Source organism: Microvirga pakistanensis (assembly GCF_004458765.1).
GTDB classification, from domain to species: domain Bacteria; phylum Pseudomonadota; class Alphaproteobacteria; order Rhizobiales; family Beijerinckiaceae; genus Microvirga; species Microvirga pakistanensis.
Map to the genome: position 1 here is coordinate 189,315 of NZ_SPJX01000156.1, position 26,851 is coordinate 216,165.

The 26,851-nt window shown below is 65.1% G+C and carries 27 protein-coding genes; 13 read left to right on the top strand and 14 right to left on the bottom strand.

The genetic code is table 11. The features are described 5' to 3' along the window. The first annotated feature begins 334 nt into the window (after positions 1–334). The 3 genes from E4K09_RS05635 to E4K09_RS05645 all read left to right on the top strand — a co-directional run bounded on the left by E4K09_RS05635 (position 335) and on the right by E4K09_RS05645 (position 3,975). Complete coding sequence (locus tag E4K09_RS05635; RefSeq protein WP_134495772.1) at positions 335–1,015, top strand: Crp/Fnr family transcriptional regulator; 681 nt, start codon at positions 335–337, stop codon at positions 1,013–1,015. A gap of 152 nt (positions 1,016–1,167) precedes the next feature. Further along, complete coding sequence (locus tag E4K09_RS05640) at positions 1,168–2,196, top strand: Fe(3+) ABC transporter substrate-binding protein (protein WP_425293816.1); 1,029 nt, start codon at positions 1,168–1,170, stop codon at positions 2,194–2,196. Between the two features lie 69 nt (positions 2,197–2,265). Then, positions 2,266–3,975 (top strand): ABC transporter permease, encoded by a 1,710-nt coding sequence (locus E4K09_RS05645; RefSeq protein WP_244610371.1) that lies wholly within the window; start codon positions 2,266–2,268, stop codon positions 3,973–3,975. Between the two features lie 55 nt (positions 3,976–4,030). Here E4K09_RS05645 and E4K09_RS05650 read toward each other — a convergent pair whose 3' ends face one another. Beyond that, positions 4,031–4,708 (bottom strand): 3-oxoacid CoA-transferase subunit B, encoded by a 678-nt coding sequence (locus tag E4K09_RS05650; protein WP_134495773.1) that lies wholly within the window; start codon positions 4,706–4,708, stop codon positions 4,031–4,033. Next, positions 4,708–5,418, bottom strand: a complete 711-nt coding sequence (locus E4K09_RS05655; protein WP_134495774.1) for a CoA transferase subunit A — start codon at positions 5,416–5,418, stop codon at positions 4,708–4,710. The genes E4K09_RS05650 and E4K09_RS05655 overlap by 1 nt, the downstream gene beginning before the upstream one ends. Positions 5,419–5,614: 196 nt before the next feature. Between E4K09_RS05655 and E4K09_RS05660 the strand changes: the two genes are divergently transcribed. Then, on the top strand, positions 5,615–7,420 hold the full coding sequence (locus E4K09_RS05660; protein WP_166802174.1) for an AsmA family protein: 1,806 nt from the start codon (positions 5,615–5,617) through the stop codon (positions 7,418–7,420). On the opposite strand, the gene E4K09_RS05665 is transcribed toward E4K09_RS05660, so the two are convergent. The 3 genes from E4K09_RS05665 to E4K09_RS05675 are packed head-to-tail and all read right to left on the bottom strand — an operon-like array spanning position 7,414 to position 10,291. Further along, on the bottom strand, positions 7,414–8,217 hold the full coding sequence (locus tag E4K09_RS05665; protein ID WP_134495776.1) for an ABC transporter permease: 804 nt from the start codon (positions 8,215–8,217) through the stop codon (positions 7,414–7,416). The genes E4K09_RS05660 and E4K09_RS05665 overlap by 7 nt on opposite strands. Continuing rightward, positions 8,214–9,119 carry an ABC transporter permease gene (locus tag E4K09_RS05670; protein WP_134495777.1) on the bottom strand — a complete coding sequence of 302 codons (906 nt, stop codon included), beginning with the start codon at positions 9,117–9,119 and terminating at the stop codon, positions 8,214–8,216. Before E4K09_RS05670 ends, E4K09_RS05665 begins: the two co-directional genes overlap by 4 nt. Before the next feature lie 2 nt (positions 9,120–9,121). Further along, the gene (locus E4K09_RS05675; protein ID WP_166802175.1) at positions 9,122–10,291 is read right to left on the bottom strand and encodes an ABC transporter ATP-binding protein; all 1,170 of its coding nucleotides are present in this window, start codon (positions 10,289–10,291) and stop codon (positions 9,122–9,124) included. A 276-nt stretch (positions 10,292–10,567) separates the two neighbouring features. Here E4K09_RS05675 and E4K09_RS05680 point away from each other — a divergent pair, with 276 nt between their 5' ends. The 3 genes from E4K09_RS05680 (at position 10,568) to E4K09_RS05690 (ending at position 13,767) form a co-directional block, all read left to right on the top strand. Next, entirely contained in the window at positions 10,568–10,945 is a 378-nt protein-coding gene (locus E4K09_RS05680) for a MarR family winged helix-turn-helix transcriptional regulator (RefSeq protein WP_134495830.1), read from the top strand. A gap of 154 nt (positions 10,946–11,099) precedes the next feature. Continuing rightward, positions 11,100–12,668 carry an efflux MFS transporter permease gene (locus tag E4K09_RS05685; RefSeq protein WP_166802176.1) on the top strand — a complete coding sequence of 523 codons (1,569 nt, stop codon included), beginning with the start codon at positions 11,100–11,102 and terminating at the stop codon, positions 12,666–12,668. 7 nt (positions 12,669–12,675) lie between these two features. Further along, entirely contained in the window at positions 12,676–13,767 is a 1,092-nt protein-coding gene (locus E4K09_RS05690) for an HlyD family secretion protein (RefSeq protein ID WP_134495778.1), read from the top strand. Positions 13,768–14,020: 253 nt separating this feature from the next. Here the strand turns inward: E4K09_RS05690 and E4K09_RS05695 are convergent, their stop codons facing one another. Next, positions 14,021–14,302, bottom strand: a complete 282-nt coding sequence (locus E4K09_RS05695; RefSeq protein ID WP_166802177.1) for a LuxR C-terminal-related transcriptional regulator — start codon at positions 14,300–14,302, stop codon at positions 14,021–14,023. 226 nt (positions 14,303–14,528) lie between these two features. Next, positions 14,529–15,482, bottom strand: a complete 954-nt coding sequence (locus E4K09_RS30115) for a YybH family protein (protein ID WP_244610373.1) — start codon at positions 15,480–15,482, stop codon at positions 14,529–14,531. A 313-nt stretch (positions 15,483–15,795) separates the two neighbouring features. Between E4K09_RS30115 and E4K09_RS05710 the strand changes: the two genes are divergently transcribed. From E4K09_RS05710 to E4K09_RS05725, 4 genes are all read left to right on the top strand, one after another. After that, entirely contained in the window at positions 15,796–16,542 is a 747-nt protein-coding gene (locus E4K09_RS05710; RefSeq protein ID WP_134495780.1) for a Crp/Fnr family transcriptional regulator, read from the top strand. After that, entirely contained in the window at positions 16,539–16,781 is a 243-nt protein-coding gene (locus tag E4K09_RS05715) for a hypothetical protein (RefSeq protein WP_134495781.1), read from the top strand. The genes E4K09_RS05710 and E4K09_RS05715 overlap by 4 nt, the downstream gene beginning before the upstream one ends. A 162-nt stretch (positions 16,782–16,943) precedes the next feature. After that, positions 16,944–17,957 (top strand): carbohydrate kinase family protein, encoded by a 1,014-nt coding sequence (locus tag E4K09_RS05720; RefSeq protein ID WP_166802178.1) that lies wholly within the window; start codon positions 16,944–16,946, stop codon positions 17,955–17,957. Beyond that, positions 17,954–18,886 (top strand): pseudouridine-5'-phosphate glycosidase, encoded by a 933-nt coding sequence (locus E4K09_RS05725; protein ID WP_134495783.1) that lies wholly within the window; start codon positions 17,954–17,956, stop codon positions 18,884–18,886. Before E4K09_RS05720 ends, E4K09_RS05725 begins: the two co-directional genes overlap by 4 nt. A gap of 37 nt (positions 18,887–18,923) precedes the next feature. Here E4K09_RS05725 and E4K09_RS05730 read toward each other — a convergent pair whose 3' ends face one another. From E4K09_RS05730 to E4K09_RS05745, 4 genes are all read right to left on the bottom strand, one after another. Continuing rightward, positions 18,924–19,346, bottom strand: a complete 423-nt coding sequence (locus tag E4K09_RS05730) for a hypothetical protein (RefSeq protein ID WP_134495784.1) — start codon at positions 19,344–19,346, stop codon at positions 18,924–18,926. A gap of 181 nt (positions 19,347–19,527) precedes the next feature. Beyond that, on the bottom strand, positions 19,528–20,070 hold the full coding sequence (locus E4K09_RS05735) for a RodZ family helix-turn-helix domain-containing protein (protein ID WP_134495785.1): 543 nt from the start codon (positions 20,068–20,070) through the stop codon (positions 19,528–19,530). A gap of 75 nt (positions 20,071–20,145) precedes the next feature. Then, positions 20,146–20,694 carry a dihydrofolate reductase family protein gene (locus E4K09_RS05740; RefSeq protein ID WP_134495786.1) on the bottom strand — a complete coding sequence of 183 codons (549 nt, stop codon included), beginning with the start codon at positions 20,692–20,694 and terminating at the stop codon, positions 20,146–20,148. Next, on the bottom strand, positions 20,681–21,373 hold the full coding sequence (locus E4K09_RS05745) for a ceramidase domain-containing protein (protein WP_134495787.1): 693 nt from the start codon (positions 21,371–21,373) through the stop codon (positions 20,681–20,683). Before E4K09_RS05745 ends, E4K09_RS05740 begins: the two co-directional genes overlap by 14 nt. Positions 21,374–21,489: 116 nt before the next feature. Here E4K09_RS05745 and xth point away from each other — a divergent pair, with 116 nt between their 5' ends. After that, complete coding sequence (xth, locus tag E4K09_RS05750; RefSeq protein ID WP_134495788.1) at positions 21,490–22,278, top strand: exodeoxyribonuclease III; 789 nt, start codon at positions 21,490–21,492, stop codon at positions 22,276–22,278. A gap of 110 nt (positions 22,279–22,388) precedes the next feature. On the opposite strand, the gene E4K09_RS05755 is transcribed toward xth, so the two are convergent. Further along, positions 22,389–23,228: a tetratricopeptide repeat protein gene (locus E4K09_RS05755; protein WP_425293818.1), complete on the bottom strand. Its 840-nt coding sequence runs from the start codon at positions 23,226–23,228 to the stop codon at positions 22,389–22,391. 493 nt (positions 23,229–23,721) lie between these two features. Further along, positions 23,722–24,552 carry a protein-L-isoaspartate O-methyltransferase family protein gene (locus E4K09_RS05760; RefSeq protein WP_134495834.1) on the bottom strand — a complete coding sequence of 277 codons (831 nt, stop codon included), beginning with the start codon at positions 24,550–24,552 and terminating at the stop codon, positions 23,722–23,724. 348 nt (positions 24,553–24,900) lie between these two features. Between E4K09_RS05760 and E4K09_RS05765 the strand changes: the two genes are divergently transcribed. Next, positions 24,901–25,194, top strand: coding sequence for a hypothetical protein (locus E4K09_RS05765; RefSeq protein WP_134495789.1), 294 nt, complete (start codon positions 24,901–24,903; stop codon positions 25,192–25,194). Between the two features lie 18 nt (positions 25,195–25,212). Here E4K09_RS05765 and E4K09_RS05770 read toward each other — a convergent pair whose 3' ends face one another. Next, positions 25,213–26,820: a carboxyl transferase domain-containing protein gene (locus E4K09_RS05770; RefSeq protein ID WP_134495790.1), complete on the bottom strand. Its 1,608-nt coding sequence runs from the start codon at positions 26,818–26,820 to the stop codon at positions 25,213–25,215. Between the last annotated feature and the right edge of the window lie 31 nt (positions 26,821–26,851).

Below are 26,851 nucleotides of genomic sequence, written 5' to 3' on the forward strand. Positions count from 1 at the left end.
CAGGGGGTCCTTCCGCGCACGGATCTGCCCCCGCCGCCCTCGGTCTCCGGAGCCGGCCCGAACCGCGCCGGGACACCCGAAACGGCAGCTGCGCAATCCCGGCGCCAAGAGCTGAGCGTGCCCGGCACACTGGTGCCTCCGCAGCCAGCGACGCGACCCTGAGTCGCGCTCGACGGCATTTCCGATGAAGTGTGCGAGGCCCTTTGAATGGGGCCTTTTTATCGTCCGCCACAACCGGATTACCACCAGATCCACGCGGGAATGGCTGTAGCCTTCGCAGGCCGTGGCCGGTATATGACGTTGCGGTAGATGAAGGGTGAGGGGAAGGAATCCTATGGCTTGGCTTGAAGGATTGACTTGGCTCGACGCATTCGCGTGGCTCGCTGCCGTCCTGGCCATCACCGGGAGCGCGATGCGCACGATCATCCCGCTGCGCTGCATCGGCATCGCGACGAACGCGGTGTCGCTCACCTATGCGGTCGGCATGCGGCTTTATCCCAGCATCACGGTCAATCTGATTCTTCTTCCCCTGAATGCAGTTCGCCTCTACCAGATGCTGCGCCTGATCCGCCAAGTGAAGCAGGCATCGAAGAGCGACCTTTCCATGGACTGGCTCAAGCCGTTCATGACCCGTCGTAAGGTCAAGACCGGCGAGATCCTGTTCGCCAAGGGCGACAGCGCCACCTGCATGTTCTACACCCTGTCCGGCCGCTATCGCCTCAAGGAGCTCGACATCGAGCTGCGCCAGGGTCAGGTCGTCGGAGAGATGGGCTTCCTGTCCCCCGAGAACCGGCGCACGCAGACCCTCGAATGCATGGAGGACGGCGAGGTGCTGACCATCTCCTATGACGAGGTGCGCCAGCTCTATTTCCAGAATCCGGAATTCGGCTTCTATCTCCTGCGCCTGACGAGCGAACGCATGTTCAAGAATATGGAGAGGCTGGAGTTCGAAATCGAACGCCTGAAGACCTCCCCGCAGGAACCCGCCCCTCTCCGCCAAGCCATCTCAGCTTAGAACAGCTCTAATGACGGCCCAGTTTAGAAATTCTACAAGTTGTTGTTTTAATTAATAATTTTGTTGACCCGGCCGTGCCATTCATGGTTGTTGCATCGCCTTAAGGTAGGGCTTGCTTGCGCCCAAGAATGCTGCCGGTGAGGAACATCATGATGGTGACGACGAATATTGCACGCAGTCTGCTCCTGGGCGCTGCCGCTCTTTGGGCTTTGGCCGGATCCGCGTCGGCCGAGGAATCGCTGAACATCTACACGACCCGTGAGCCCGGCCTCATCAAGCCTGTTCTCGACGAATTCACCAAAGAGACGGGCATCAAGGTCAATACGATCTTCATCAACAACGGTCTCGAGGAGCGCGTTCGCACCGAGGGCGAGAACAGCCCGGCCGACCTGATCCTCACCGTCGATATCGGGCGCCTCCAGGCCGCCAAGGATTACGGCGTGACGCAGCCCGTGAAGTCCGAGGCGCTCGAGAAGGTGATCCCCGCCGCGTACCGCGATCCGGAAGGCCACTGGTTCGGCATCGCCCTGCGCGGCCGCGTCGTCTATGCCTCCAAGGAGCGCGTGAAGCAGAACAAGATTACCTATGAGGAGCTTGCCGACCCCAAGTGGAAGGGCAAGGTCTGCATCCGCTCGGGCCAGCATCTCTACAACATCAGCCTCATCGCCGCGATGATCGCCCATAAGGGCGAAGCGAAGGCCGAGGAGTGGCTGAAGGGCGTCAAGGCGAACCTCGCCAAGAAGCCTTCGGGCGGCGACCGTGAGCAGGCCAAGGACATCCTGGCCGGCGTGTGCGACATCGGCATCGGCAACACCTACTATGTCTCGCTCATGCTCAACGGCAAGGACGAGGAGCAGAAGAAGTGGGGCGAGGCGATCAACGTGATCCTGCCCACGTTCGAGGGCGGCGGCACGCATGTGAACGTTTCCGGCCTGGCGCTCGCCAAGCATGCGCCCAACAAGGCGAATGCCATGAAGTTCATGGAGTACATGGTCTCGGACGCGTCCCAGCAGATCCATGCTGAGCTCAACTCGGAATACCCAGTGAAGGCCGGCAGCAAGATCCACCCGACGATCGCCTCCTTCGGCGAGCTCAAGGCGGACAATGTGCCGATCGCCGAGATCGCCAAACTGCGGAAGAAGGCCAGCGAGCTGGTCGACAAGGTCGGTTTCGACCAGTAAGCCGACGAGCCCTTTTGAAACCGCTCCCCTGATAGGAGGCGCTGCCGGCAACGGCAGCGCCATTTCACGTTGAAAGCGACCCTCGGATCTCACTTTCTGTTTCGCAGCGTTCCCTGGCGGAACATCAAGCGCATTCCCTGGTGGCTCTCCGCCGCCGTGGCCGGAGTGGGGCTGCTCGTGCTGCTGCCCCTTGCGGCGCTGATCGGGATCGCGGCGGAAGGCGACGCGGAGATCTGGCCGCATCTCATCCGGAACGTCCTGCCGGCGAGCATCGTCGACACGCTCGCCCTTCTTGCCGGGATCGCTCTCGTGGCGGGCTCCATGGGGATCACATCGGCGTGGCTCGTAACCGCCCATCGTTTTCCCGGCCGCACCGTTCTCGTCTGGCTTCTTCCCCTGCCGCTCGCGGTGCCGACCTACATCACGGCCTATATCTACGTGGAGCTCTTCGACTCCGCCGGGCTCGTGCAGATGGCCTTGCGGGACGCCATGGGTTGGAAATCCCGCGCCGATTACTGGTTCCCCGAGATCCGTTCGCTTTACGGCTGCGTCCTGGTGATGTCCGCCGTGCTCTACCCTTACGTCTACATCGCCGCCCGCGCGATGTTCCTGACGCAGAGCGCGAGCATGCTGGAAGTCGCACGCGTTCTCGGCGCAAGCCGCCTGAAGCTCTTCCGCGTCATCGCGCTTCCCCTCGCCCGCCCTGCCCTCGCGGTCGGCCTGTCGCTCGCTCTGCTCGAAGCGCTGAACGATATCGGCGCGAGCGAATACCTCGGGGTGCGCACCCTCACCGTTTCCGTCTACAACACCTGGCTCAATCGCGGCAGCCTCCCCGGTGCGGCGCAGATCGCATGCGTGATGCTGGCCATCGTCGTGGCGTTGATCCTGGTCGAACGCTACGGGCGCAAGGACCGGCGCTATGCCACCTCCGCCAAGCGCTCGCGCGTGGTGCATCCGGCTCCGCTCTCGGGCGGACGGGCGGTGCTGGCAACGGTTCTCTGCGCCATTCCGGTCGTCCTCGGCTTTGCTCTTCCGCTCGCATTTCTCGTGCGTGAGATCCTGCGCGGCAGCCTCGTGTCGCAATTCGACGAGGAATTTCTCGAGCATCTCCTCACGACGATCGGCCTGTCGGTGACGGCCACCCTCGCCGTGCTGGCGCTTGCTGTCCTGCTCGTCTCCGCCGCCCGGATCGCAAAAACCACCTTGACGAAGAGCACCCTCTTCGTGGCGAGCTTGGGCTACACGGTGCCCGGGACGGTCCTCGCGCTCGGGCTCATGACGCCGCTGGTGAAGATCGACGGGCTGATCGGCGCGGCCTGGAGCAGCATCACGGGAGAGCGCCTCGGGCTGCTCCTGATGGGCTCGGCCGGAGGCATCCTCATTGCCTATGTCCTGCGCTTCCTGTCGATTGCCACCGGCTCCCTCTCGGCGGGGCTCGACCGCGTCTCGCCGAGCCTGGAGGACGCGGCGCGCACGTTGGGATCATCGCGGCGCGAGATGGCCTGGCGCATCCAGATCCCCCTCATGCGCCCCGCCCTGGCCAGCGCAGCCCTGCTGATCTTCGTCGACTGCATCAAGGAGCTGCCGGCGACCCTGCTCCTGCGCCCGCTCAACACGGAAACCCTCGCCACGCAGGTCTATACCTATGCGGCGCGCGGCCGGTTCGAGGACGGATCGCTCGCGGCCCTCGTCATCGTCCTCGTCGGCCTGCTGCCGGTGATTCAGCTGGTGCGCAGCGCCGAGGCCCGCCCGAAAGCCCCGGAGACATCAGGCTCCTGAACAAGAAAAGCGGCCGCGAGGGCCGCTTTCCGGGATCGTCTCATGCGTGAGCGCGTCAGGCGGCGTTTTGCTTTGCGGCGAGGTCGACCTTGAACTCGGCCTGCGTCTTGGCCGTGATCTCCTCGACCGTCACGCCGTCGGCGAGTTCGATCAGGGTCATGCCGGAGCCGCCCTTCTTGTCGAGGCTGAAAACGCCGAGATCGGTGATCACCAGATCGACCACGCCGGCGCCGGTGAGCGGCAGCGTGCATTCTCTCAGCAGCTTCGGCTCCTCCGAACCATCCTTGCCCTTGGCCACGTGTTCCATCACCACGACCACGCGCTTCACGCCCGCGACCAGGTCCATGGCGCCGCCCATGCCCTTCACCATCTTGCCGGGGATCATCCAGTTGGCGAGATCGCCGTTACTCGCCACCTGCATGGCCCCCAGGATGGACAGATCGATGTGACCGCCGCGGATCATGCCGAACGAGTCGGCCGAGGAAAAATAGCTCGTGGTCGGCAGCTCGGTGATCGTCTGCTTGCCGGCATTGATGAGATCGGCGTCCTCCTCGCCCTCGTACGGGAACGGGCCCATGCCCAGCATGCCGTTCTCCGACTGCAGCTGCACGTGGATGCCTTGCGGGATGTAGTTCGACACCAGCGTCGGGATGCCGATGCCGAGGTTCACATAGTAGCCGTCGCGCAACTCCTTGGCGGCGCGGGCCGCCATCTGTTCACGGGTCCATGCCATCAGACTGTCTCCTCGCGCTTGCGGGTGGTGCGCTGTTCGATGCGTTTGACCGGGTTCTTCACATGGACCAGGCGCTTCACGAAGATGCCCGGCGTGTGGATGCAATCCGGATCGATCTCGCCGGCGGGCACCAGGTGCTCCACTTCGGCGACGGTCATCCGCGAGGCGGTCGCCATCATCGGGTTAAAGTTGCGGGCGGTCTTGCGATAGACAAGGTTGCCTTCCGTGTCGCCCTTCCAGGCATGGACCACGGAGATGTCGGCGAACAGCCCGGTTTCCATGACGTATTTCTCGCCGTTGAACTCGCGCACCTCCTTGCCTTCGGCGATCAGCGTACCGACGCCCGTCTTGGTGTAGAAGGCCGGAATGCCGGCTCCCCCGGCGCGGATGCGCTCGGCGAGCGTCCCTTGCGGGTTGAACTCGAGTTCGAGCTCGCCGGACAGGTACTGCTGGGCGAAGAGCTTGTTCTCGCCGACGTAGGAAGAGATCATCTTCCGGATCTGGCGGGTTTCCAGGAGGCGGCCGAGGCCGACCCCGTCGACGCCCGCATTGTTGGAGATGAAGGTGAGATCCTTGGCCCCCGAATCACGTATCGCCTCGATGAGGGTCTCCGGGATGCCGCACAGGCCGAACCCGCCGGCCATGATGGTCATCCCGTCCTTCACCAGACCAGCCAGCGCCGATGGCGCATCGCTGTAAACCTTATTCATCCACGATTCCTCCTGGGCATGTTCCTGCCCTCAGCTCTTGAAACGATATCGACCCACACGGTGCAACCTGGCCTCAATTTAGACAATCCCTTGCGGTGGATATATGAGAACAAATGATTATTCGGTCCCGCCGCCCACAGGCTGCCCCTCTCCCATCCCTTGCGAGGCGGAACGCAAGGTTAAACACTCAGAAGCTATGTCTCGCCGCGTCGCCTTCCTCACCGCGTTGATTGCCCTTGCCCTCATCGGAGCAGCGGCCGCTCCCTGGACCTTCAGGGAGAACGGCCTGTCGTCCGCCCTCGCGGACCACATGAAGGAGCGCTACGGGCTGGACCTGACGGTCAAGGGCCGGAGCACCTTTGCGGTGCTGCCGATCCCGCGGGTCAAGTTCGAGGATGTGACGGTCCGGTTTCCCGACCGGACGCTCCAGGCCGAGGGCGGGATTCTGCGGGGTGAAATCCGAATCATGCCCCTCCTGTTCGGACGGATCGAGCTCTCCGATTTCGATCTGAGCGACAGCCGGATCACGGCCTCCGCCCGGGCGCTTCAAGCGGTGAATTGGTCGAGTGCGGTCAAAAGCCGTTCACGAACCCTCCATGCCCGGCGCCTCATCCTCAACCGGACCAGCATTCATTGGACCGATCTGAAGGATGCGGATCTGGAGGTCGAGGAACTGGTCATCCGCTGGGTCGGCGAGAACGAACCTCTGACGGCCTACGGCAACGCCACGTGGCGAGGCGAGCGCGTCTTTCTGACGGAGGCGTCCATCTATCCCGACCGTCTCGTCTCCGGCAGCATTTCCCCCTTCAGGTTGGGTATCTCCGCTCCTGCCGCCCGTGTGAGCCTGCAAGGCGAGGCCCAGCTTGGCCGCAATCCCGGCCTGACGGGAGAGAGCTCCATCGAGGCCCGGTCGGTGCGGGACTTCACCCGCTGGACCGGCGTGAAGCTGCCGTTCGGGTCGCTGATCCAGGCGCTCTCCGTCAAGGGCGACTTCTCGATGGACCATCGACGCCTGTCCTGGCCTTCAGTCTCCGTCAAGCTGGGCGAGGACGAGCTGGAGGGCACCCTGGCGGTTCGCCTCGATACGGAGCGGCCTGTGATCACAGGGACGCTTGCCGCGGAGGGATTGGATCTCACCGACCTCTTCGCGCCCTTCGCCCAGGCTCGCACCTCCTCCGGCTCCTGGAGCGAGGAAAGCCTGGATCTGGCCCGTGTGACGGGCAGCGATCTGGATCTGCGTCTCTCGGCCGCCTCGGCCCGCCTCGGCAAGCTGCGTGTCGAGGACATGGCCGCCAGCGTTCTCGTCCGCCCTGGAGAGATCGAGGCCTCCATCGGCCGCGCCGACTTCCATGACGGCAGCCTGAAGGGCCGCCTGTCGCTCATGTCGGCCAACGGCATGACGGAGTTCAAGAGCCAGGGCACCTTCACAGGAATCGAAATCGCGCCCTTCCTGAGCAGCTTGGGAGAACCGCGCTGGATCACCGGTCAGGCCCAAGGGCAGTTCGCCTTCGAAGGCAAGGGAACGAATCCGGTCGAAGTGGTCCGCCGGGCGCAGGGGCGCAGCACGATCACCGTCCGCGGGGGCGAGCTCGTCGGCATAGCCCTCGGCGATGCCCTGAAGCGTGTCGAGAAGCACCCCCTCCTCGCGTCCCTCAACTGGAAGGGCGGCCGCACCCCGTTCGACGAAGCGCAGGCGCAAATCGTCGTTCAGAAGGGCGTGGGCGAAGTGACGGAAGGCAGGCTCACATCCGCGGATCTGACGGCCGAACTCAAGGGCGAGGTGCTGATCGTGGACCGTACGCTCAACCTGAAGGCGAAAGTTTCGTCCGCCGGCTCCCCATCGGCAGCCGCCATCGCGTTCGACATCGACGGCGGATGGGACAACATCACGGTGATACCCAACGCCCGCTCCCTGATCGAGCGGTCGGGCGCGGCGAAGCCTCTCCTCCCCGCCGCCCCGGTGCCCGCGAACGAGCCGGCACCGCAGGCGACCGCTCAGTGAGCGTTGCGCCGCGAGCGCAGCACCGAGCGCTTGCTGAGCAGGGTCGCCGAGATCACGCCGGCTGTCACCAGGCCGATGAGAATGGTGGAGGCCGCGTTGATTTCGGGTGAAAGACCAAGACGGACTTGGCTGTAGATCTTAATCGGCAGCGTCGTCGCGCCCGGCCCCGTGTTGAAGCTCGCGATCACCAGATCATCGAGCGACAGGGTGAACGCCAGCAGAAAGCCCGCCACGATGGAAGGCGCGATCAGCGGCAGCGTCACCGAGAAGAACGTGCGCAGGGGTGGCGCCCCGAGATCCATCGCGGCCTCTTCCAGGGATCGGTCGAAGGTCATGAGGCGAGCCTGCACGACGACCGTGACGAAGCACATGGTGAGCGTGGTGTGGGCGAGCGTGATCGTCCAGAAGCCGCGATCGAGGTCGATGGCGACGAAGAACAGCAGGAGCGACAGGCCTGTGATGACCTCCGGCATGACCATGGGCGCATAGACCATGCCGGTGAACAGCGTCCTTCCAGTGAAGCGCCCATAGCGCGTGAGCGCCAGGGCCGCGAGCGTCCCGAGCACCGTCGCGATGCTCGCGGACAGCAGCGCGATCCGCAGCGTCACCCAGGCCGCTTCCATGAGCGCCTGGTTGCGGAACAGCGCCCCGTACCACTGGGTCGAGAAGCCTCCCCACACCGTGACGAGCCGTGAGCCGTTGAAGGAATACACGACGAGCAGCAGAATCGGCAGGTAAAGGAAGGCGAAGCCCAAAACCAGGGACGTGATGTTGAACAGGCTCAAGCGCCGCGTCATGGCCGCGTCTCCAAGCGCCGTGCCTCGACATCGCGATAGATCACGATGGGCAGCACGAGAACGATGAGCAGCAGGATGGCGACGGCGGAGGCGAGCGGCCAGTCGCGGTTCGAGAAGAACTCGCTCCAGAGCTGGCGGCCGATCATGAGCGTCTCGGATCCGCCGAGCAGATCGGGAATCACGAACTCGCCCACCGCCGGGATGAAACACAGGAGGGAGCCCGCGATGATGCCCGGCATCGCGAGGGGCACCGTGATCGTCCAGAAGGACCGCCACGGCGTGGAGCCGAGGTCAAGGGCCGCTTCGAGCAGGGTGTCGTCCATCTTCTCCAGCGTCGCGTAGAGCGGCAGCACCATGAACGGCAGATAGGCATAGACGATGCCGATATAGACCGCCCATTCCGTGTTGAGGATCTCGATGGGCTCCGAAATGACGCCCAGTCCCGTGAGCGCCTGCGTGAGCAATCCTTCCGGCTTCAGGATCGCGATCCATGCATAGATGCGGATGAGAAAGCTCGTCCAGAACGGCAGGATGATGAGGGCCACCAGCAGGGATCGATGCCGCTCCGGCGCCCGCGCCATGCCGTAGGCGATGGGAAAGCCCACGAGCAGAAGCAGCAGCGTCGAGATTCCTGCGATGCGCACGGACGAGAGCGTCGCCCGGAAATAGAGATCGTCCTGCGTCAGCAGCTCGAAATTCTCGACATCGAGCGCGCCGATAAAGCCCGCGATGTCGCTCCACTCGAAGACCGGCCTGTAGGGCGGCTGCGCGACGGCCGGGTCCGACAGGCTGATCTTGAGCACGATCAGGAATGGGACGAGGAAGAAGACCCCGAGCCAGAGATAGGGCACGGCGGGCACCAGCCCTGCGGTGAGCCTCTTCGTGAACGAACGTTCCTTCATGGCTATTCCGCCAGAATGACCGCCGCGCCCGGCGCGAAGGTGACATAAACCTGCTCGTCCCAGTCGATGGGGCTTTCCACGAAGCGGGACACGTTCGCACAGGACACGCGCAGGATCTCGCCCGTCGCGAGCCTGATCCGGTAAACGGTCCAGTCGCCGAGATAGCCGATGTCCCACACCTCGCCGGTGAGCACGTTGAGGGCGTCCGGACCCGGCTTCTCGCGCTGGACAACCATCTTCTCGGGCCGAACCGCGATGGCGACCGCCTGGCCTGAATGCAGCACCTCGTCGGGATCGTCGATCGTGAGCGGCGCCTCGGCCGAGGGCGACTTCACGTGCCAGAGGCCGTTCTCCTGGCCCTGCACATGACCTTCAAGGATGTTCACGTCGCCGACGAACTCGGCGATAAAGCGCGTCTTGGGCTGCTCGTAGATCTCGCCGGGAGTGGCCACCTGCACGATCCGGCCATGGTCCATGACCGCGATGCGATCGGCCATGGTCATCGCCTCCTCCTGGTCGTGCGTGACCACCACGAAGGTCATGCCGAGCTCATGCTGGATGTCCATCAGCTCGAACTGGGTCTCCTCGCGCAGCTTCTTGTCGAGGGCCCCGAGCGGCTCGTCCAGCAGGAGCACCTTCGGCCGCTTGGCGAGCGCGCGGGCCAGCGCCACACGCTGACGCTGTCCACCCGAGAGCTGGCTCGGATAGCGCCGGGCGAGCTTCTCCAGCTGCACGAGACGCAGCATCTCGCCCACACGGTCGGCAATCTCGGCCTTGGGCAATCCGTCCTGCTTCAATCCGAAGGCGATGTTCTTCTCCACGCTCATATGTGGAAAGAGCGCATAGGACTGGAACATCATGTTCACGGGACGGCGGTAGGGCGGAACACCTTCCAGGCTCTGGCCCGCCAGGGTGATCACGCCCTCCGTCGGGAACTCGAAGCCCGCAAGCATGCGCATGAGGGTCGTCTTGCCGCAGCCGGACGGGCCGAGCAGGCAGAAGAACTCGCCCTCGAAGACATCCAGCGTCAGATGATCCACGGCCACGGCCTCGCCGAAGCGCTTCGTGACGTTCTCGAAGCGGATCAGCGGCTTGGCATCGGGATCGGCCCAGGGAGCGAAGGTGCGGCGCACGGCGCCGACGGAAGCGGATTGGCGTGATGGGGGAGGCAAGATGGTTGCACTTCGACCTTTGGTTGGAAATACCCGCGCAAGCTATGATGTCCGGCGCGCAAGAACAACAATTTAAAAGCCGGGTTTTCGTCCGCTCGGCAGGTCATGCGCCTCCTTTCCTAGGGACACCTGGGCACTCCGGATCTTGAAAGCGGCCTGGAAAAGATCTATGGAGTGCCCATATAATTAGTACCCTATTCATATGCCTGCTAACAAGGTTTTGCCGTGACGGCGAAAACAACATTCTCCGACGAGCTCTGGAAAGTCAGCCGCAAGATGCGAACCCTGTTCGACGCCAGGGTCCGCGCCGAGGGGCTCACCCTGCCCAGAGCCCGGACGCTGATGCTCCTCGGCAAGAAGGACTGCATGACCCAGACGGAGCTGGCGGACGCGCTCGAAATCGAGGGCCCGACCCTGGTCCCCCTCCTCGACGGGCTGGAAAAGCAGGGCCTGATCGAGCGCCAGCCGGTCGAGGGCGACCGGCGGGCAAAGCAGATCGTCCTGACCCCGGCGGGCCAGGATCAGGCCGCTCACGTGAACGAACTCGCCAAGGCATTCCGCAGCGATGTTCTGAAGGACGTCGGCGAAGACGACCTAAAGGCCGCCATCCGCGTTTTCCAGGCCATGGCTCGAAACATCGAAGCCGCGAGCTGATGGTGGTGCATTGTCGATGACGATAATTGGAGGTGATCGCCCGAACGATCCTCCCTTTCCTGATGCCGAGGCCCCCAGGAACGGAACCTCTTCGGAACTCTCGGTCCCCGGGCAGCCACAGGCGCCGCCGCCCCCTCCGGCGGCGCCTGCTCCCATGACCCGTTCGCGGGCTGCCCTCTACATGCTCGCCTCGCTCCTGCTGTCGCTCACGCAAGGCTTGGGCATGAACCTTGCGGCCGCAAACCTGCCGCAGCTTCAGGGACCGCTCGGCGCCACCACCAACGAGGTCACGTGGCTCATCGCCGCCTATATGGCGCCGAATGTCAGTCTCTCCTTGATCCTCGTCAAAGTCAGGGCGCAGTTCGGGCTTCGCAATTTCGCGGAGCTGAGCATCCTGCTGTTCGTGCTCGTGATGATTCTGCACATTTTCGTGCGGGATCTGCAATCGGCGCTCATCGTGCGCTTCTTCAGCGGCATCGCGGCAGCACCGATCTCGACGCTCGCCTTCCTCTACATGCTCGAGCCGCTCCCTCCGGCGAAGAAGCTCGCCGTCGGCCAGCCGCTCGTTCTGACCAACATCGCGCTGGGGGCGCCCCTTGCACGGCTGATCTCGCCCGATCTGCTGATGCTGGGCGATTGGCACGGCCTGTACCTCTTCGAGATCGCTCTCGCCACGATGTCCTTCGCGGCGGTCTACCTGCTGCCCCTCGCACCGCCGCCCCGCGCCAAGGTCATCCATTGGTTGGACGTGGTGAGTTATCTTTTCATCGCCGTCGGCTTCGGCCTCACGGCCGTGGTCTTCACGCTCGGCCGGGTCTACTGGTGGTTCGAAGCGCCATGGCTCGGAATCATGCTGGCGGTCGGCCTGGCGTCGCTGACCTGCGCGGTGGTGATCGAGCTCAACCGCGAGACGCCGTTTCTCGATATCCGCTGGCTCACCAGCAAGGAGATCCTGCACCTCGCCGGCATGCTCTTCGTCTTCCGCCTCCTGATGTCGGAGCAGACGAGCGGCGCCTTCACGTTCTTCCAGATTCTCGGCCTGCAGAACGACCAGATGACCACCCTGTCGCTGGTGATCATCGGCTCCTCGATCGCGGGCGGCCTCGCCTATCTCGCGGTCTTCAAGCCCGGCCGGGAGAACGCCATCCGGATGACGGCCTTCGCCCTCCTCCTGATCGGCGCGCTGATGGACAGCGACGTGACCAGCCTGACGAGGCCCGAGCAGATGTATGTGAGCCAGGCGCTGATCGCAGTCGCCGGCGTTCTCTTCCTCCCGCCCGCCATGGCGGCCGGCATGATGATGGCGCTCCAGCGCGGTCCCACCTTCATCCTGAACTTCATCGTCGTGTTCCTGACCACGCAGAGCCTCGGCGGCGTGATTGGATCGGCCCTGGTCGGCACCTTCATCACGTGGCGCACGCAATTCCATTTCCAGCACCTCGTCGAGAACCTGACCTTTGGCAACCCACTCGTCGCCCAGCGCATCTCGCAGCTCTCCGGCGCCTACAGCCACGTCATCACCGACAGGAGCCTGCTCAATGCCGAGGGTGTGGCCCTGCTGAGCCAGCAGGTGACGCGCGAAGCCACCGTTCTCGCCTATAACGACGCCTTTCTCGCCATCGCCCTTCTGGCCGCTCTGGCCTTGGCCGCGATGCTCCTCCATCTCGCGATCCGCACCATCGGCAAGCGCCTTTCACCCGAACCGCAACCGGCCGTCAGCTAACATCGTCATGTCAAAGGTTTTCAGATCCGCCTCCACCATCCTCGCAGCGGCCGCCGGCATCGCCGGCGTTCTCCTGGTGCTCTACGCGTGGCGGCTTCCACCCTTCACCAGCACCGTGCAGACCACGGACAATGCTTATGTGCGCGGACAGGTGACCGTCATCAGCCCGCAGCTCGCCGGCTATGTGGCTCAGGTTCTGGTTCAGGATTTCCAGCACGTGAAAGCCGGCCAGATCCTGGTGACGATCGACGACCGGATCTATGAGCAGAGGCTGGAACAAGCGAAGGCGACGCTTGCGAGCCAGCAGGCTGCGCTGGCCAATTCCGAGCAGAAGCAGCGTTCGGCCGAAGCGGGAATCGCCTCGAGCCAGGCTCGGGTGGAGAGCGCTCAGGCGGCTCTCACGCAGGCCGCGGCCAACTGGAATCGGATCGAGCCGCTTCTGGAGCGGGGCGTCACCACGCAGAGCCAGGCCGATCAGGCCCGGGCCGCGCTCGACCAGGCCACCGCCTCGCTGCACCAGGCCCAGGCCGCCCTTGAAGTCTCCCGTCAGGATCTCGCCTCGACCCTCGTCAACCGCCAGTCCCTGGAGGCTGCGGTCCAGGGCGCCCAGGCGGCCGTCCGACTCGCCGAGATCGACCTGCAGAACACCAAGATCGTCGCGCCGGACGATGGCGAGCTCGGGGAGGTCGGGACCCGCGTCGGCCAGTATGTCTCGGCCGGCACGCAGCTGATGACCGTGGTCCCGGAGCGGATCTGGATCATCGCCAATTTCAAGGAAACCCAGATCGCGGGCATGAGGGCCGGCCAGCCTGTCGCCTTCACGGTCGATGCGCTCGATCATGCGCGGCTGACCGGCCGCATTGAGCGTTTCTCGCCTGCGGCGGGATCCGAGTTCAGCGTGATCCGCACGGACAACGCCACAGGCAATTTCACCAAGGTGGCCCAGCGCATTCCCGTGCGCATCGCCATCGATCCGGGCCAGGCTCTCGCGGAGCGCCTCGCGCCCGGCATGTCGGTGGTGGTGAGCGTCGATACGTCGACCGAGGCCTCAGACACGCCGTCGCCCGGAGCGAATTCACAGGCTCAGGCTTCAGAGTGACGAGCGGCGAAGCGACGAAGACCGTGAGACAGGGAGAACCCAGGACAGGATGTCCCGCAGGAGCGTGTTCCCGATCTGAGATCCGGAATCGCCGTACGCCTGAACCTCAGCCGGCACACCCCATGGCCTGTCCTTCTGCCAGCGACGGCCTACCGGCGCGGCTCAGGTGGATGCGTTGTGCTCGCGCGAGTGGAGCATCGGATTGAATCACCGGTACAAGGCCAGTGATGACGGGCAAGCGTGACGAGACCTTCTAGGGTTCGGAAGATTCAAGAGATGCCTGCGGCGACGTTTCTGCCCGGTCGGCCTCGACCCGAGCCCGGGCCTTTCGGAAGACCGACCTGATGTGCTCGGTGACGGCGGTCTCGCTCACCGAGAGCTGCCTTGCGATGGCGCCGACCTCCTGCCCCGTGGTCAGATGGCGCAACACCTCCGTCTCGCGCCGGGACAGCGCCGGATCACGGGAATCCTCCTGCTGCGTCCGCTGAGCCTCGAGTCTTCGCCACAGGCAAAGTTGAACCTGTCTCGCCGTCATGCCTGCTGCCCCCCGCAACATCCCTCCAGTAAACCCTAACTGAACACGGCGAGACGTACTTTGCGTGACGTTGCAATTTCTGTGCCGTTTGTCTCACCTGGAACGTTCAAAAGGGGTAGTGGCCTCTCCTCCCGCAGGGAAAGGGGGTGACGGGACAAGCCCGGCCATGACGGGGAGATTTCAAGGGTCCCGTCCCACGCGTCCTCTGCCGTCCCCCTCCCCCACGTCATCGACCCGGCGCAGAGCCTTGCAGATCCCTCTGGGGGGAAGGCGCTTCGCCACGGGCAAGGGCTGCCGCCTGCTCCAGGCTGACACCGCCGACCAGGGGATCGGCGTGCCGGTGGGCCAGGCGCCACTCCGCCCCGTCTCGGCGATAGACCAGGGTCACGCGCAGCGCCCAATCCTGGGCCGGGAGACCGCCAACCTCCACATGCGCCCGCTCGATGATCGCGAGAACCGCCATGTCGGCGCAAATGTAAGCCTGAAGGACGTCCTGCTCGAAGGTGCCGTTTTTGAAGAAGCGTCCCATCGCATCCATGCGCTCGGGCGTGTAGTCGGCCGCAGAGGTGGGCGTGCCGCCGAACGGCGACATCAACATGAAATCGTCGGCGAGTGTGACGAGGTCGCAGTACGTCTTCATGTCTCCGCGCATCAGCGCCGCGTTGGCCTGTTCGCTGCGCTGCACGAGGTCGGTGAGTTCCGGATCGGTTGAATTGCCGAGCATCATGGTGCGGTCCTCCCAAGCTCCGATGGACGCATCTTGCCGACAACGCGCCGTGACGACCGTGACGAACGTCACACGGGACCGCGCGGGCCGGGCAAGGCGGCGGCTCGGACCCGTTCGTTGCCGTCTCCCGAGAGGATGCGCCGACGGAGCCGAGCGCAGCCCTGTCCGGTTCCGGAGGGAGCTTTTTGCAAATTGCGCGGGCTTGCCCGTCAGGATCTGTCCGATCCAGGCTCCGGCCTCTTCGGGCGTCCTGAACAGGGGCGCGGCCTGGATGTCGCACTTGCCGAACCCGGCTTCCAGGTACCACCACCCGTTGTGCTGGGGGTCATGGTGCGCCCCGTGGAGGCGGACGAACACGGCGGCAAGCTGGTTGTCCGCGAGGACGAGGTTGCCCTCGCTGTCATGACCCTCGATGAGCACGCGCAAGGGGATGAATGAGATGTCAGGGGTCATGGTCTTCGCCTTCCCTGTCGGGCGAAAGGTCAGTGCCAAGTGGCCGGACACCCTGAAAGATGCTCTGATGAATTATTTATTGTGGGCATCAATTTACATAGCTTTCTCTGGCTACATCACAAGTACATTCATAGAAATCAAAGTCACTTCGATATATCATCTTCGATCCACGAATTTAACGCCTAAGATTAACATGGATTAATGACGGGTCTTGATTTATGTGCGACGGTATTTTTATTATCGGCAACCGGATCTAGGCGCTGATACCTGAGAGATACGACGTGCTCCCGCCTGCCAACGAGGGAGCGCCGCGATGCACTCGTCTTTTCATCCCGACCACAATCCACTGATCCGCAAGATCGAGAGCGTCTTCACGCTCACCGAGGACGAGCGGCAGGCGCTTGAGACCCTGCCCATGCAAGTGCAGGTCATCAAGGACCGTCAGGACATCGTGCGCGAGGGGGACCGTCCTTCCCGGTCCTGCCTGCTCCTCAGCGGCTTCGCCTGCACCTACAAGCTCACGGCCGGCGGCAAGCGCCAGATCGTCTCCTTCAACATCCCCGGCGACATTCCCGACCTCCAGAGCCTCCATCTCAAGGTCCTCGACAACAGCGTGGCCACCAACAGCTCATGCAGTGTCGGTTTCATCACCCATGAGGCCCTGCGCGACATCTGCACCCGCCATCCCCGCATCGCCGCGGCCTTCTGGCGCGAGACGCTCATCGATGCGGCGATCTTCCGGGAATGGGTGACCAATGTCGGCCGCCGCGACGGCATGAGCCGCATGGCCCATGTGCTGTGCGAGCTGATGGTGCGCCTGCGGGCGGTCGGCCTGGTCGAGGACCATGCCTGCGACCTGCCGATCACACAGGGCGAGTTCGCCGATGCGCTCGGCTTCACCACGGTTCACGTCAACCGGGTTCTCCAGCAGATGCGGGCCGAGGGTCTCATCGAGACCAACGGAACACGGCTGAAGGTTCCGGATTGGAACAGGTTGAAGGAAGCCGGCGAGTTCGACCCTACCTACCTGCACCTGGAGAATGGACAGGCGGCCGCATGACCTTCACCCTCCAGCCCATCCGCGTGGCGACCGGCTTTGACGAGGAAGGCATGCTGGTCCTCGATGAGGAGGAGCGTCTCCTGGCAGTGCTGGTGCGTCTTTCGGACGAGAACGAGGTCGCTCCGGGGCGGTGGTATCTGGAGGCGGGCTTCGGCCGCCTCGATGGAGTCAGCCACCCCGCCTTCTCCAATCTCGACATGGCCCAAGACTGGATCAGCCAGCGCGTCGCAAGAGGATAGCCGCGACGTTGCGCACGAGCCGGCCCGACGTCCGCCTCGGGTTGTGCCGGGTGTCGCGGATCGGGTACCACGTGTCGGATGTCACAGCCGCGACCGCGTTCGCCACGCGGTGAGGCCTGTCGTCAGCGCGAAGGAGCGCCATCCCATGAAAGGCCCGCAGGCATGAGCCCAGACGACAACCGGGTGATCTGCATCGGAGGCGCGACCGTCGACCGGAAGTACCGCACGCGCGAGACCGTCCGGCTCGGGACCTCCAACCCGGTCACGTCCGAGCGCTCGTTCGGCGGCGTGGCCCGCAACGTGGCGGAAACCATCACGCGGCTCGGCACCCCGTCCACCCTCGTGACGATCCTCGGCGAGGACGAGAACGGACGCGCGATCCGGGACGATCTCGTGCGCCTCGGGATCGACACGCGGCATGTGGCGGTCTCGCGGGATCATGCGACCGCGGAATACGTCGCCATTCTCGACCCGGACGGCGAACTCGTTCTCGGGCTGGCCGACATGGCGATCCTCGACGGACTCACGCCATCGCTCCTGCACGAGACCCTGCATGAGACCCTGCATGAGACCCTGCACGAGACCCTGCACGGAACATGGCCGGCGCTCTCCGCCGCGGTCTTGAACTCCTGGATCTTCGCCGATTGCAATCTCCCCTCGCCCACCCTGCACGCGCTGCTCGATCTGGCGCAGCGGCATTCCCGCATGCTGGCGGTCGACGCCGTCTCGGCGCTGAAAGTGATGCGCCTGCCGCGCGACCTCGCCGGTGTCGGCATCCTCTTCCTCAACCTGGACGAGGCGCGAGCCTTCCTGGGCGAGCCCGACGCGACGCCGCGCGAGATCGCGGTCGCGCTGCGCGCCTGCGGCGCCGCGCGGGTCGTCCTGACCCTGGGCGAAGGCGGAGTGCTCACGATCGATTCCACGGGTCTCGCGAGCGTCGCGCCGGTTCCGGCGCGGATCGTCGATGCGACCGGAGCCGGGGACGCCCTCATCGCCGCCACCCTCGTGGCCCTGCGCGCGGGCCGCTCCTTGGCGGACTCGGTGCGAACCGGTACGGTCGCGGCGGCATTGACCCTGGAATCTCCGCACAGCGTCCGTCCGGATCTCTCGCCCGCCTTGCTCGAATCCGCCCTGGCGCGGAGCGTCCATCGGAAACCTGAAGGGGAAATCCCATGAGCCATGCCGTGACCGGCTATTTCCTCGACGTCGCCCCCGAGGTCGAATCAGCCCTCGAGCGCGGCGGCGCGGTCGTTGCTTTGGAATCGACCATCATCACCCATGGCATGCCCTACCCGCAGAACGTCGCGACCGCCCGCGAGGTCGAGGCCGTGGTGCGCGAGAACGGAGCCGTGCCGGCGACGATCGCCGTCATCGGCGGACGGATCAAGATCGGCCTTAAGGACGAGGAGCTCGAGTGGCTCGGCACCGCCACTGAGGTGATGAAGCTCAGCCGCGCCGATCTGCCCTACGCCGTTGCCGTGAAGCGTCATGGCGCGACGACGGTCGCCGCCACCATGATCTGCGCGCACCTGGCCGGAATCCGGGTGTTCGCCACCGGCGGGATCGGCGGAGTGCATCAAGGGGTCGAGAGCACCATGGACATCTCGGCCGATCTCGATGAACTGGCCCGGACGCCCGTCGCCGTGGTCTGCGCCGGCGCCAAGGCCATCCTCGACCTGCCGCGAACCCTGGAATATCTTGAGACCAGAGGCGTGCCGGTGGTGGGATACGGGACCGATACGTTTCCGGCCTTCTGGAGCCGCTCGAGCGGCTTGGCCGTTCCGATCCGGCTCGACACGCCCGAGGCCATCGCGGATCTCATGCGCACCAAGCAGGCCCTCGACCTTACCGGCGGCGTTCTCGTGGCCAATCCGGTGCCGGAAGCCGACGAGATCTCCGCGTCCGACATGAGGGGCTTCATCGACGGGGCGATTGCCGAGGCAAGCCGCCGCGGCGTGACCGGAAAAGCCGTGACGCCCTTCCTGCTGTCGTTCCTGTTCGAGACCACGGGCGGCCGCAGCCTTGCGACCAATATCGCGCTCGTCAAGAACAACGCCGCGCTGGCGGCGCGTCTCGCCGCATCGCTGGTCCGAGCGGCCTCCTAGGTGTCGGCGAGCCGGATCCCCTTCGCCGCACGATGCTTCAGGCGGCCGAGCGGACAGCGCCGTCCTCCTCCACTGCTTCCGTCTCCTGGCGCTCCAGTTGAACCGCATAGGCCGCCTCCAGGCCGCGGAAGCGCGGGGCCTCTTCGGACTCGGACAGGCCGGACACGACGGGTACCCGCTCGGAGAAGCGCACAAGGGCGCCGCGCAGGCAGCGAACGTTGCGGATGACCGGATGGACGCCGGCCGCGGCGTCGTTCACGATCTCCCTTGCAGCGGCATAGAGATCGTCGACGGCGGCTTCGACGCCGGGATCCCGGCTCAGCAGGCTCATGGTGTTGATGAGCAGAACGCGCAGATCGCGCAGGTCCGTTTCCCGCCCGTGCTCTGCAATCGCCTCCGCCACCACTTCAACCGCCGCAACCCTCTCGCGGATCGTCTCTGCGAAGCTCTTATCGGTCATGAGCGCTACCCCCGGTGAATCGCCTGGAACACTTCCATCGGCCGCGGAAAACAATGAGCGCGCATGGTTAACGAAGGCTTACGAACGCGGCGAAAGCCTGGAAAACCCAGGCTTCCAGAGCATTGAGCTCAGCCGTGCCCTCATGCACGAACCGGCCTGGCCGCGCGGGCTGCCGTGGGGCTCAGCACCCCTTGCACACGCCCTGCCGGGCTTTCTGCTCCAGCTCCTCGCCCTGCCGGAGCAGTTCCTCCTCCCGTTCCGACGGACCAACGGCAGACGGCTCGCCCGGCCGCAGGTTTCTTCCGGAGATGCCGCCGGTCGTGGTGGTGTCGCCGCCGCGGCTCGCGGCCGTTCCTCCCGTGCTCCCTTCGGTGCCGGGCGGGGGCGTCGGAGCGGTGTTCGCGCTGTCCTGCGCGGGCGCGCGGCCCGTATTCTCGTCCGGATTGACCGGGGACTGAGCGCCCTGCCTGGGACGCGGGATCGCCGGAGGATCGTTGGTCGCGGGATTGTTGTCGGTCGTCGTGGGAGCAGCACCCGTCGACGGCGCGGTGATGCCGGGAGACGTCCCGACGCCGGAGGACGTTCCCGCGGCGCCGCCCCCGGAGACGCCTCCGCCGGAAGCGCCTCCACCGGCGCCTCCGCCTCCCGAAGACGAGCTCTGGGCCCAGGCGGCGCCGGCCACGAGACTGCCGACGATCAGAACGGCTGGAATGGTGAGGCGCATGTGCTTTCTCCCGTCAGGGGCTGTCGCACGTCAACTCGGCGCGCACTGGGTAGGTTTCAGGTCACCGGTTTCAGGTCATTTGCGCCAGACCACGAGGCTGACCGGCCCGGCCGGGTCGATCACCTGCCTGGGGTCGGGCGCGAGACCCGCTTCGGAGAGCACGGCCTCCGCGCTCCTGCCGGCTTCGCAGGCGGAGAAAAGCGCGATCCCGCCCGGGACGAGAATCCCCTCGGCGCGCGTGAGGTGGAACGCGTCGTAGCCGATGTCGAGGAAGAGATCGAAGACCCGCCGCCCGCCCGGCACCGCGACCCGGCCGCCATGCGGCAGGACCATGCGGATGGCCTCCGCCCATGGGAGCATCCCGGGGTTCCACCACCAGCCGTCCGGTCGCCTCTCGATTCCGCGTGAGGAGGAGGACAGGATCATCCGCGTGCGGTTCCGGGGATTGGGGTTGGCCTCGTGGCCCAGGCGCCCGAGCACCGTCACCTCGGACCGGTTGAGCTCGGCCTGAAAATAGGCCCAGTCCGCCTCGTTGCGCAGCACGTCCGGGGTCCGGCCCGCCGCATCGGCGATGCGCTCGTCATCCGACACGATGGCATAGCCGTGGATCTCAATGCGGGACATGGGGCACCTTTCGATCGGGAGCGCGCAGCAGCGCCGCTCTCATGAGGATCCACAGCACCAGCGCGTTCAGCACGTGCCAGAGCGCATGCGTGCCGAGTGGTAGCGCAGGGCAGACCGCGTTGTCGATGGACCGGAAGCCCAGCGAGAGGGCGAACGCGCCGGCACCCCACAGCAGCGCGCGGCCCGGCTGCACCGCGCGCCGGATCCGGCATGCGATACCCACGGCGACCAGCGCCGCCAGGGCCGGAAGATAGCCGACCGATCCGTTCAGGCCGATGCCGGGAAAGAGGCTGAACCACACGCGCGGGAAGGACAGGTTGAAGACCGCGAAAGCGAGGGTGGCCGCGGTCGCGGCGGCGGCTCCCAGGCGCAGGTAGCGGTACATGGCCAGCAGAAAATAGCTGTAGATGAACACCGCGATCGGCAGCACGTCGGCGAGCAGGGACCATCGATTGGCGAAGGTATGGAACAGGAAGCTTCCGATCCCCACGACGGCCGTGACGGCGATGAGCCACAGGGCGGGCCAGTCTCTCGGCCGCCACCTCCGCCAGAGAAGGAAGGCGTGCGCGGCCGCGAGCAGGAAGGCCGCGTTCGTGGCCGCATTGACCGGCTCCGCCCAGAAGCCTGGGCCGAGCCGCTCGCAATAGCTGTCGATCGCCTGGAACCAGGATGGATTCATGACGAGCTCATGATGCCCTCAGGGGACGCAACCGTGGGGATGGCCGCGAGCGCCACCTTGCAAGCTTTCGACGAACATCCGATGAAGGCTGTAGAGAGGCAGACGAGACGGACGAGATGCGCATAGCCACCTGGAACGTGAACTCGATCAAGCAGCGATTGGACCACCTCGCCACCTTCGTGAAAAGCGCGGAGCCCGACGTGCTGTGCCTCCAGGAGCTGAAATGCACGGACGAGACCTTCCCGAGGGCCGAGGTCGAAGCGCTCGGCTACAACGTCGTCACCCATGGCCAGAAGGCCTATAACGGCGTCGCCATCCTGTCGAAGCGTCCGCTCGAGGATGTGCGCCGGGGGCTGCCGGGAGACGACGGCGACGAGCAGTCCCGCTACCTCGAGGGCGTCGTCTCGACACCGGCAGGAATCGTGCGGGTCGCTTCCATCTACCTGCCGAACGGCAATCCCATCGGCACGCCGAAATTCGACTACAAGCTCGCCTGGATGGACCGGCTGAACGCCCATGCGCGCCGCCTTCTCGCCCTGGAGGAACCTCTCGTCCTGTGCGGCGACTACAACGTGATTCCCGAACCGGAGGACGCGGCCAATCCGGAGGCCTGGGCGAACGACGCGCTGTTCCGGCCGGAAAGCCGCAGGAAGTTCCGGGAGCTCCTGAATCTCGGATTCGCCGACGCCTTGCGCTCCTGCAGCGATCAGCCGGGTCTCTACTCGTTCTGGGATTATCAGGCCGGAGCCTTCCAGCGGAACAACGGCATCCGCATCGACCATCTCCTCCTGTCGCCTCAGGCGCAGGACAGGCTGAAAAGCGCATCGATCCGCAAGGAGGTGCGCGGCTGGGACAAGCCCTCCGACCATGTGCCGGTGATGATCGATCTGGAGACCGGAGAGTAAACGTCACCCTCGCACCTCCCCGCATCCTACGCCGTCATGGCTGAGAGAGGCTGGGGATAGACGTTCGGATCGATCCCGAAAGGGCAAATCCGGTTTTCACGTCCAATGCTTCAGTGGCGGGTCTGGATATATTGCTCGAGAAGATCAAGAGCGAGCTTGCGGTCGCTCTCGTCCGCGCCGGCGAAGGCCTGCGCATGAAGGCTCTCGATCCACGGGTCCTTGCCGGACGCCATCGCGGCCTCGCGGGCCAGCGTCAGCCACATGAGCCCCTTGGCCCGCTGGCGGGGCACGCCCTGGCCGTTCATCAGCATGTGCCCGAGGAGCGCCTGGGAGGGGGGATGCCCCTTTTCAGCCGCCAGGTTGAACCAGCGCGCGGCCTGCCGCGCATCCCGGGAAACGCCCGTTCCCTCCATGTAGAGGCGGGCGAGATTGTACTGCGCGTTGGAATCGCTGAAATAGGATGCCGCGTAGCTGAACATTTCCACCGCACGGGCCGGATTGGCGATCACGTAGGTGCCCTTGATGCCGTCCAGGAAATAGGTGCCCAGCGCCACGAACGCGCTCGAGACGACCATCGCGTTCGGCGAATCCGGGCTCTCGTCCGCGTGCTGGTCCGCGAGTCGGGAGAAATACTCGAACGCCCGCAGATCGTCGTGCGCGACGCCGTCGCCGTCCGCGTACATGCGACCGAGTTTCCACAGCGCCAGCGTATGCCCTTGCCCCGCCGCGTATTCGAGCGCGGCGGCGGCTCCGAGCTTGTCGCCCGCATTGTAGTCGCGCATGCCCGAGCGCAGCGCCTCGCGCACCGAACCATACTTCACGGTTGGAACGAGGCCGGGCGTCAGCGCCTGAGTCAGGGGCTGGGGATGCGGCGCGGCGTCGAGAGCGAAGGCGGAGGACGTGCCGAGCAGCACCAGCGCGCAGGCGGCCACCGTCATCCGACGGTTCATCTGCTTCATCGTGTCGATCAGGCGCGCGTGCATGGACTTCAACTCTTTTCCATCCGGTTCTCACGAGAGCCCCAACAGGATGGAACTTTCGTGATCTGCCATGTGCTGCGCCACCGATGCAATGATCCTCGCAACAGGTCGTCCGATATCGTTAATCGGCTGAGCCCCTGAAGCGCTTCGTCATAAAGCGTTGGTTTGGAAGCACTTTAACAGACTTCTACAGGTGCTCGCGCTTTATGGCGGGATCGCGGCGACGCTTGGGCCAAGAGCGGCAGGATAAGGAAGGTTTCTGGGTGTTGCCTGCACGCAACAACTTTTAACCATTTCCGGTACTTTGTAACCCCGGCCCGACTTGCTTCCCCTGTCCCTCTCGGAAATGAGTCTAGGTCATGATTCCGTTAGGTAAGGTGCGAGAGCACACACGAGCGGCAGGCCGGGAGAGGAAGAAGCGATTGATTCCGAAAGTGCGAACCCGTTTTTCGCGTCTGTTGCTTCAGGCCCCTGCCTCTCCGGAGGAGAACCAGACCCGGTCGTAGACGGCGATCGCACTCTGGTCGGGAGGCCGGCTTTCGGTGAGCCAGATCGAACGCATGGCGGCGAGATCCGCCTCGGCAAAGGGATGCGTCGTTTCCTCCGCCGCCGCGCCGCTGCACGAGATGAAGCCGACCGTCATAAGCGGCGTGGCACGAAAGCCCTCCGCCCGACGGCGCACCAGAACGGCAGGCCCCCAACCGTCATGGGGCTGCCACGGAAAGATCAGCCGACCGTCGGGCTTGAGCGCTTTCAGCCATTCGGGATCGGGGGCCGCGACCCCGGCATTCACGTAGATCACGTCGGCCCCGGGTAGCGGGCGTCCGAAGGCCGATTCCGCATGGACGGCCACGTTGACGCAACCGCTCAGATTCCGCGCGGCCGTCGCGGCGAGGTCGGCCTCGTACTCGAAGGCGTCCACGTGGCCGCCGGGTTCGACCAGGCGCGCCAGGATGGCGGTGTAATAGCCCAGGCCCGCGCCCACATGGACGACCGCCTCGCCGGGCTGGGGGCCGACAGCATCGAGCCAGGCCGCATGGAGCGCCGGCTCGCCGTTGTTGATGCCGCGCCTGCGATCGATGGCCACAAGAACATTGTCGTAGATGCCCGCAAGGTCATGGGTCTGGATCGCAACGCCTGCGCTGATGGTGGTCCAGGGCGGCGGCAGGAGGAAATCCTCGCGGGGAACGGCGGCAAACGCCTGCTCGATGCGCGGATCACGGATTCCTGCCGTCTGCGCAACGGCACGAGCGTAAACGCTGCGAAGCTCGTCGGATCTGGCTGTCACCTGCATGCAGGCATAACGCACAGCGCTCCCGTTTGAGCGGCCGGGGCACCGGCTTTTTTCATCAGCCCAAAACCAGGAGACCACCCCCGAAGGTTCGAAACCTACGGGATCAGCAAGCTCTGCCGTACAGGTTCTGCATGGGAGACAATGACCTCCGCTTTGACTGCAACTCTGTTTCTTCGTAATCCTGTTGCAGCTCTGCCCCATCCCTTTGTTGATTGAACGGTCAGTCATGCGACAGATCCTGAAGCTTTGTTTCCTCACCATGCTCTGCTGTCCCGCCACGGGTCTTGCCCAGCCCACCCCCAGGGGCCGGTCGATCTGAACGCCATGGCGGATGCGCACAAGAGAAGGATGCTGAGGGAGTTCGGGGAGAATATCGGGCTGGACGTGCTGAACACGGTCGGTGGCGTGGACCCGTCCGGCGTTGCCGGAATGGCGCTGTCCAAATTTCAGGAATCCATCATCAAGTCCAGAAATCAGGAAGCCCAAAGGTTCGACGACGAGCTGGGACGCGCCGTGCAGGAGAATGACGCCTACATTGAGAGGCAGATCGAAGCCCACGCTGCACAGCATGCCGCGCAGGCCGGCGCCAAGACCAAGAAGGTCAAGGCGAGGCAGACATCGTCCCGCAGGAAGACGCCCTGACCCGCCCTTGTTCGAAGCCTACATCCGGAACACGCCGAACTTCGTCTCCGGGATCGGCGCGTTGAGCGCCGCCGAGAAGGCGAGCGCCAGCACGCGCCGGGTCTCGGACGGCAGGATGATGCCGTCGTCCCAGAGCCGCGCGGTGGCGTGGTAGGGGGAGCCCTCCTCCTCGTATTTGCTGCGGATCGGCGCCTTGAAGGCCTCCTCCTCCTCGGCGCTCCAGGACTTGCCTTCGGCCTCGATGTTGTCGCGCCGGACGGTCGCCAGAACGCTCGCCGCCTGCTCGCCGCCCATCACCGAGATGCGGGAATTGGGCCAGGTAAACAGGAAACGCGGGGAATAGGCGCGCCCGCACATGCCGTAATTGCCCGCCCCGAAGGAGCCGCCGACGAGCAACGTGATCTTCGGCACCCGGGCGCAGGCCACCGCCGTGACGAGCTTCGCGCCGTCCTTGGCGATGCCGCCCGCCTCGTACTGGCGGCCCACCATGAAGCCGGAGATATTCTGCAGGAAGAGCAGCGGGATCCGCCGCTGGCAGCACAGCTCGATGAAATGCGCACCTTTGAGCGCGCTCTCGGAGAACAGGATGCCGTTGTTGGCGACGATGCCCACGGGCATGCCCCAGATCCGGGCGAAGCCCGTGACCAGGGTGGTGCCGTAGAGCCGCTTGAACTCGTCGAATTCCGAGCCGTCGACGAGCCGCGCGATCACCTCGCGGATGTCGTATTGCTTCTTGAGGTCGGTGGGCACGATCGCGTCGAGATCGTCGATGGCGTATTTCGGCTCCACCGGCTCGGCGAGATCGATGTCGACGGACTTGCGCGTGTTGAGCGTGCCGACGATGCGCCGCACGATGGCGAGCGCGTGCACGTCGTCGGTGGCGTAGTGGTCCGCGACACCGGACAGGCGCGCATGAACATCGGCGCCGCCGAGATCCTCCGCCGACACCACCTCGCCGGTCGCCGCCTTCACCAGGGGCGGGCCACCGAGAAAGATCGTGCCCTGACGGCGCACGATCACGGTCTCGTCGGACATGGCCGGCACATAGGCGCCGCCCGCCGTGCACGAGCCCATCACGCAGGCGATCTGCGGAATGCCCAGAGACGACAGGGTCGCCTGGTTGTAGAAGATGCGGCCGAAATGGTCGCGGTCGGGAAAAACCTCCGTCTGGTGCGGCAGGTTCGCGCCGCCCGAATCGACGAGATAGATGCACGGCAGACGGTTCTCGCGCGCGATCTCCTGAGCGCGCAGGTGCTTCTTCACCGTCATCGGATAATAGGTGCCGCCCTTGATCGTCGAATCGTTGCAGACGATCATGACCTCGCGGCCCTCGACCCGGCCGATGCCGGTGATGATCCCGGCCCCGTGGATCGCATCCTCGTACATGCCGTAGGCCGCAAGCGAACCGAGTTCCAGGAATGGCGCGCCCGGATCGAGCAGGCGCATCACGCGCTCGCGCGGCAGGAGCTTGCCGCGGGCGAGATGGCGCTCGCGCGCCTTCGCGGGCCCGCCCTCGGCAACGGCCTGCCGCCGGGCCTGGAGGTCACGGGCGAGTTCCGCCCAGGCGGCGCGGTTGGCCCGCGCGGCGTCCGAGTTCAGATCGGCGGAAGTGGCGATGACAGGCACGGCGTCAGGCTCCCTGTTCCTCTGATGGTTC

Coding starts and splice junctions, on each gene's coding strand:
- E4K09_RS05635 (WP_134495772.1), top strand. CDS start 335: ATGGCTTGGCTTGAAGGATTGACTTGGCTCGACGCATTCGCGTGGCTC.
- E4K09_RS05640 (WP_425293816.1), top strand. CDS start 1,168: ATGGTGACGACGAATATTGCACGCAGTCTGCTCCTGGGCGCTGCCGCT.
- E4K09_RS05650 (WP_134495773.1), bottom strand. CDS start 4,708: ATGGCATGGACCCGTGAACAGATGGCGGCCCGCGCCGCCAAGGAGTTG.
- E4K09_RS05655 (WP_134495774.1), bottom strand. CDS start 5,418: ATGAATAAGGTTTACAGCGATGCGCCATCGGCGCTGGCTGGTCTGGTG.
- E4K09_RS05660 (WP_166802174.1), top strand. CDS start 5,615: ATGTCTCGCCGCGTCGCCTTCCTCACCGCGTTGATTGCCCTTGCCCTC.
- E4K09_RS05665 (WP_134495776.1), bottom strand. CDS start 8,217: ATGACGCGGCGCTTGAGCCTGTTCAACATCACGTCCCTGGTTTTGGGC.
- E4K09_RS05670 (WP_134495777.1), bottom strand. CDS start 9,119: ATGAAGGAACGTTCGTTCACGAAGAGGCTCACCGCAGGGCTGGTGCCC.
- E4K09_RS05680 (WP_134495830.1), top strand. CDS start 10,568: ATGCGAACCCTGTTCGACGCCAGGGTCCGCGCCGAGGGGCTCACCCTG.
- E4K09_RS05685 (WP_166802176.1), top strand. CDS start 11,100: ATGACCCGTTCGCGGGCTGCCCTCTACATGCTCGCCTCGCTCCTGCTG.
- E4K09_RS05690 (WP_134495778.1), top strand. CDS start 12,676: ATGTCAAAGGTTTTCAGATCCGCCTCCACCATCCTCGCAGCGGCCGCC.
- E4K09_RS05695 (WP_166802177.1), bottom strand. CDS start 14,302: ATGACGGCGAGACAGGTTCAACTTTGCCTGTGGCGAAGACTCGAGGCT.
- E4K09_RS30115 (WP_244610373.1), bottom strand. CDS start 15,482: ATGACCCCTGACATCTCATTCATCCCCTTGCGCGTGCTCATCGAGGGT.
- E4K09_RS05710 (WP_134495780.1), top strand. CDS start 15,796: ATGCACTCGTCTTTTCATCCCGACCACAATCCACTGATCCGCAAGATC.
- E4K09_RS05715 (WP_134495781.1), top strand. CDS start 16,539: ATGACCTTCACCCTCCAGCCCATCCGCGTGGCGACCGGCTTTGACGAG.
- E4K09_RS05720 (WP_166802178.1), top strand. CDS start 16,944: ATGAGCCCAGACGACAACCGGGTGATCTGCATCGGAGGCGCGACCGTC.
- E4K09_RS05725 (WP_134495783.1), top strand. CDS start 17,954: ATGAGCCATGCCGTGACCGGCTATTTCCTCGACGTCGCCCCCGAGGTC.
- E4K09_RS05730 (WP_134495784.1), bottom strand. CDS start 19,346: ATGACCGATAAGAGCTTCGCAGAGACGATCCGCGAGAGGGTTGCGGCG.
- E4K09_RS05735 (WP_134495785.1), bottom strand. CDS start 20,070: ATGCGCCTCACCATTCCAGCCGTTCTGATCGTCGGCAGTCTCGTGGCC.
- E4K09_RS05740 (WP_134495786.1), bottom strand. CDS start 20,694: ATGTCCCGCATTGAGATCCACGGCTATGCCATCGTGTCGGATGACGAG.
- E4K09_RS05745 (WP_134495787.1), bottom strand. CDS start 21,373: ATGAATCCATCCTGGTTCCAGGCGATCGACAGCTATTGCGAGCGGCTC.
- xth (WP_134495788.1), top strand. CDS start 21,490: ATGCGCATAGCCACCTGGAACGTGAACTCGATCAAGCAGCGATTGGAC.
- E4K09_RS05755 (WP_425293818.1), bottom strand. CDS start 23,228: ATGAACCGTCGGATGACGGTGGCCGCCTGCGCGCTGGTGCTGCTCGGC.
- E4K09_RS05760 (WP_134495834.1), bottom strand. CDS start 24,552: ATGCAGGTGACAGCCAGATCCGACGAGCTTCGCAGCGTTTACGCTCGT.
- E4K09_RS05765 (WP_134495789.1), top strand. CDS start 24,901: ATGCTGAGGGAGTTCGGGGAGAATATCGGGCTGGACGTGCTGAACACG.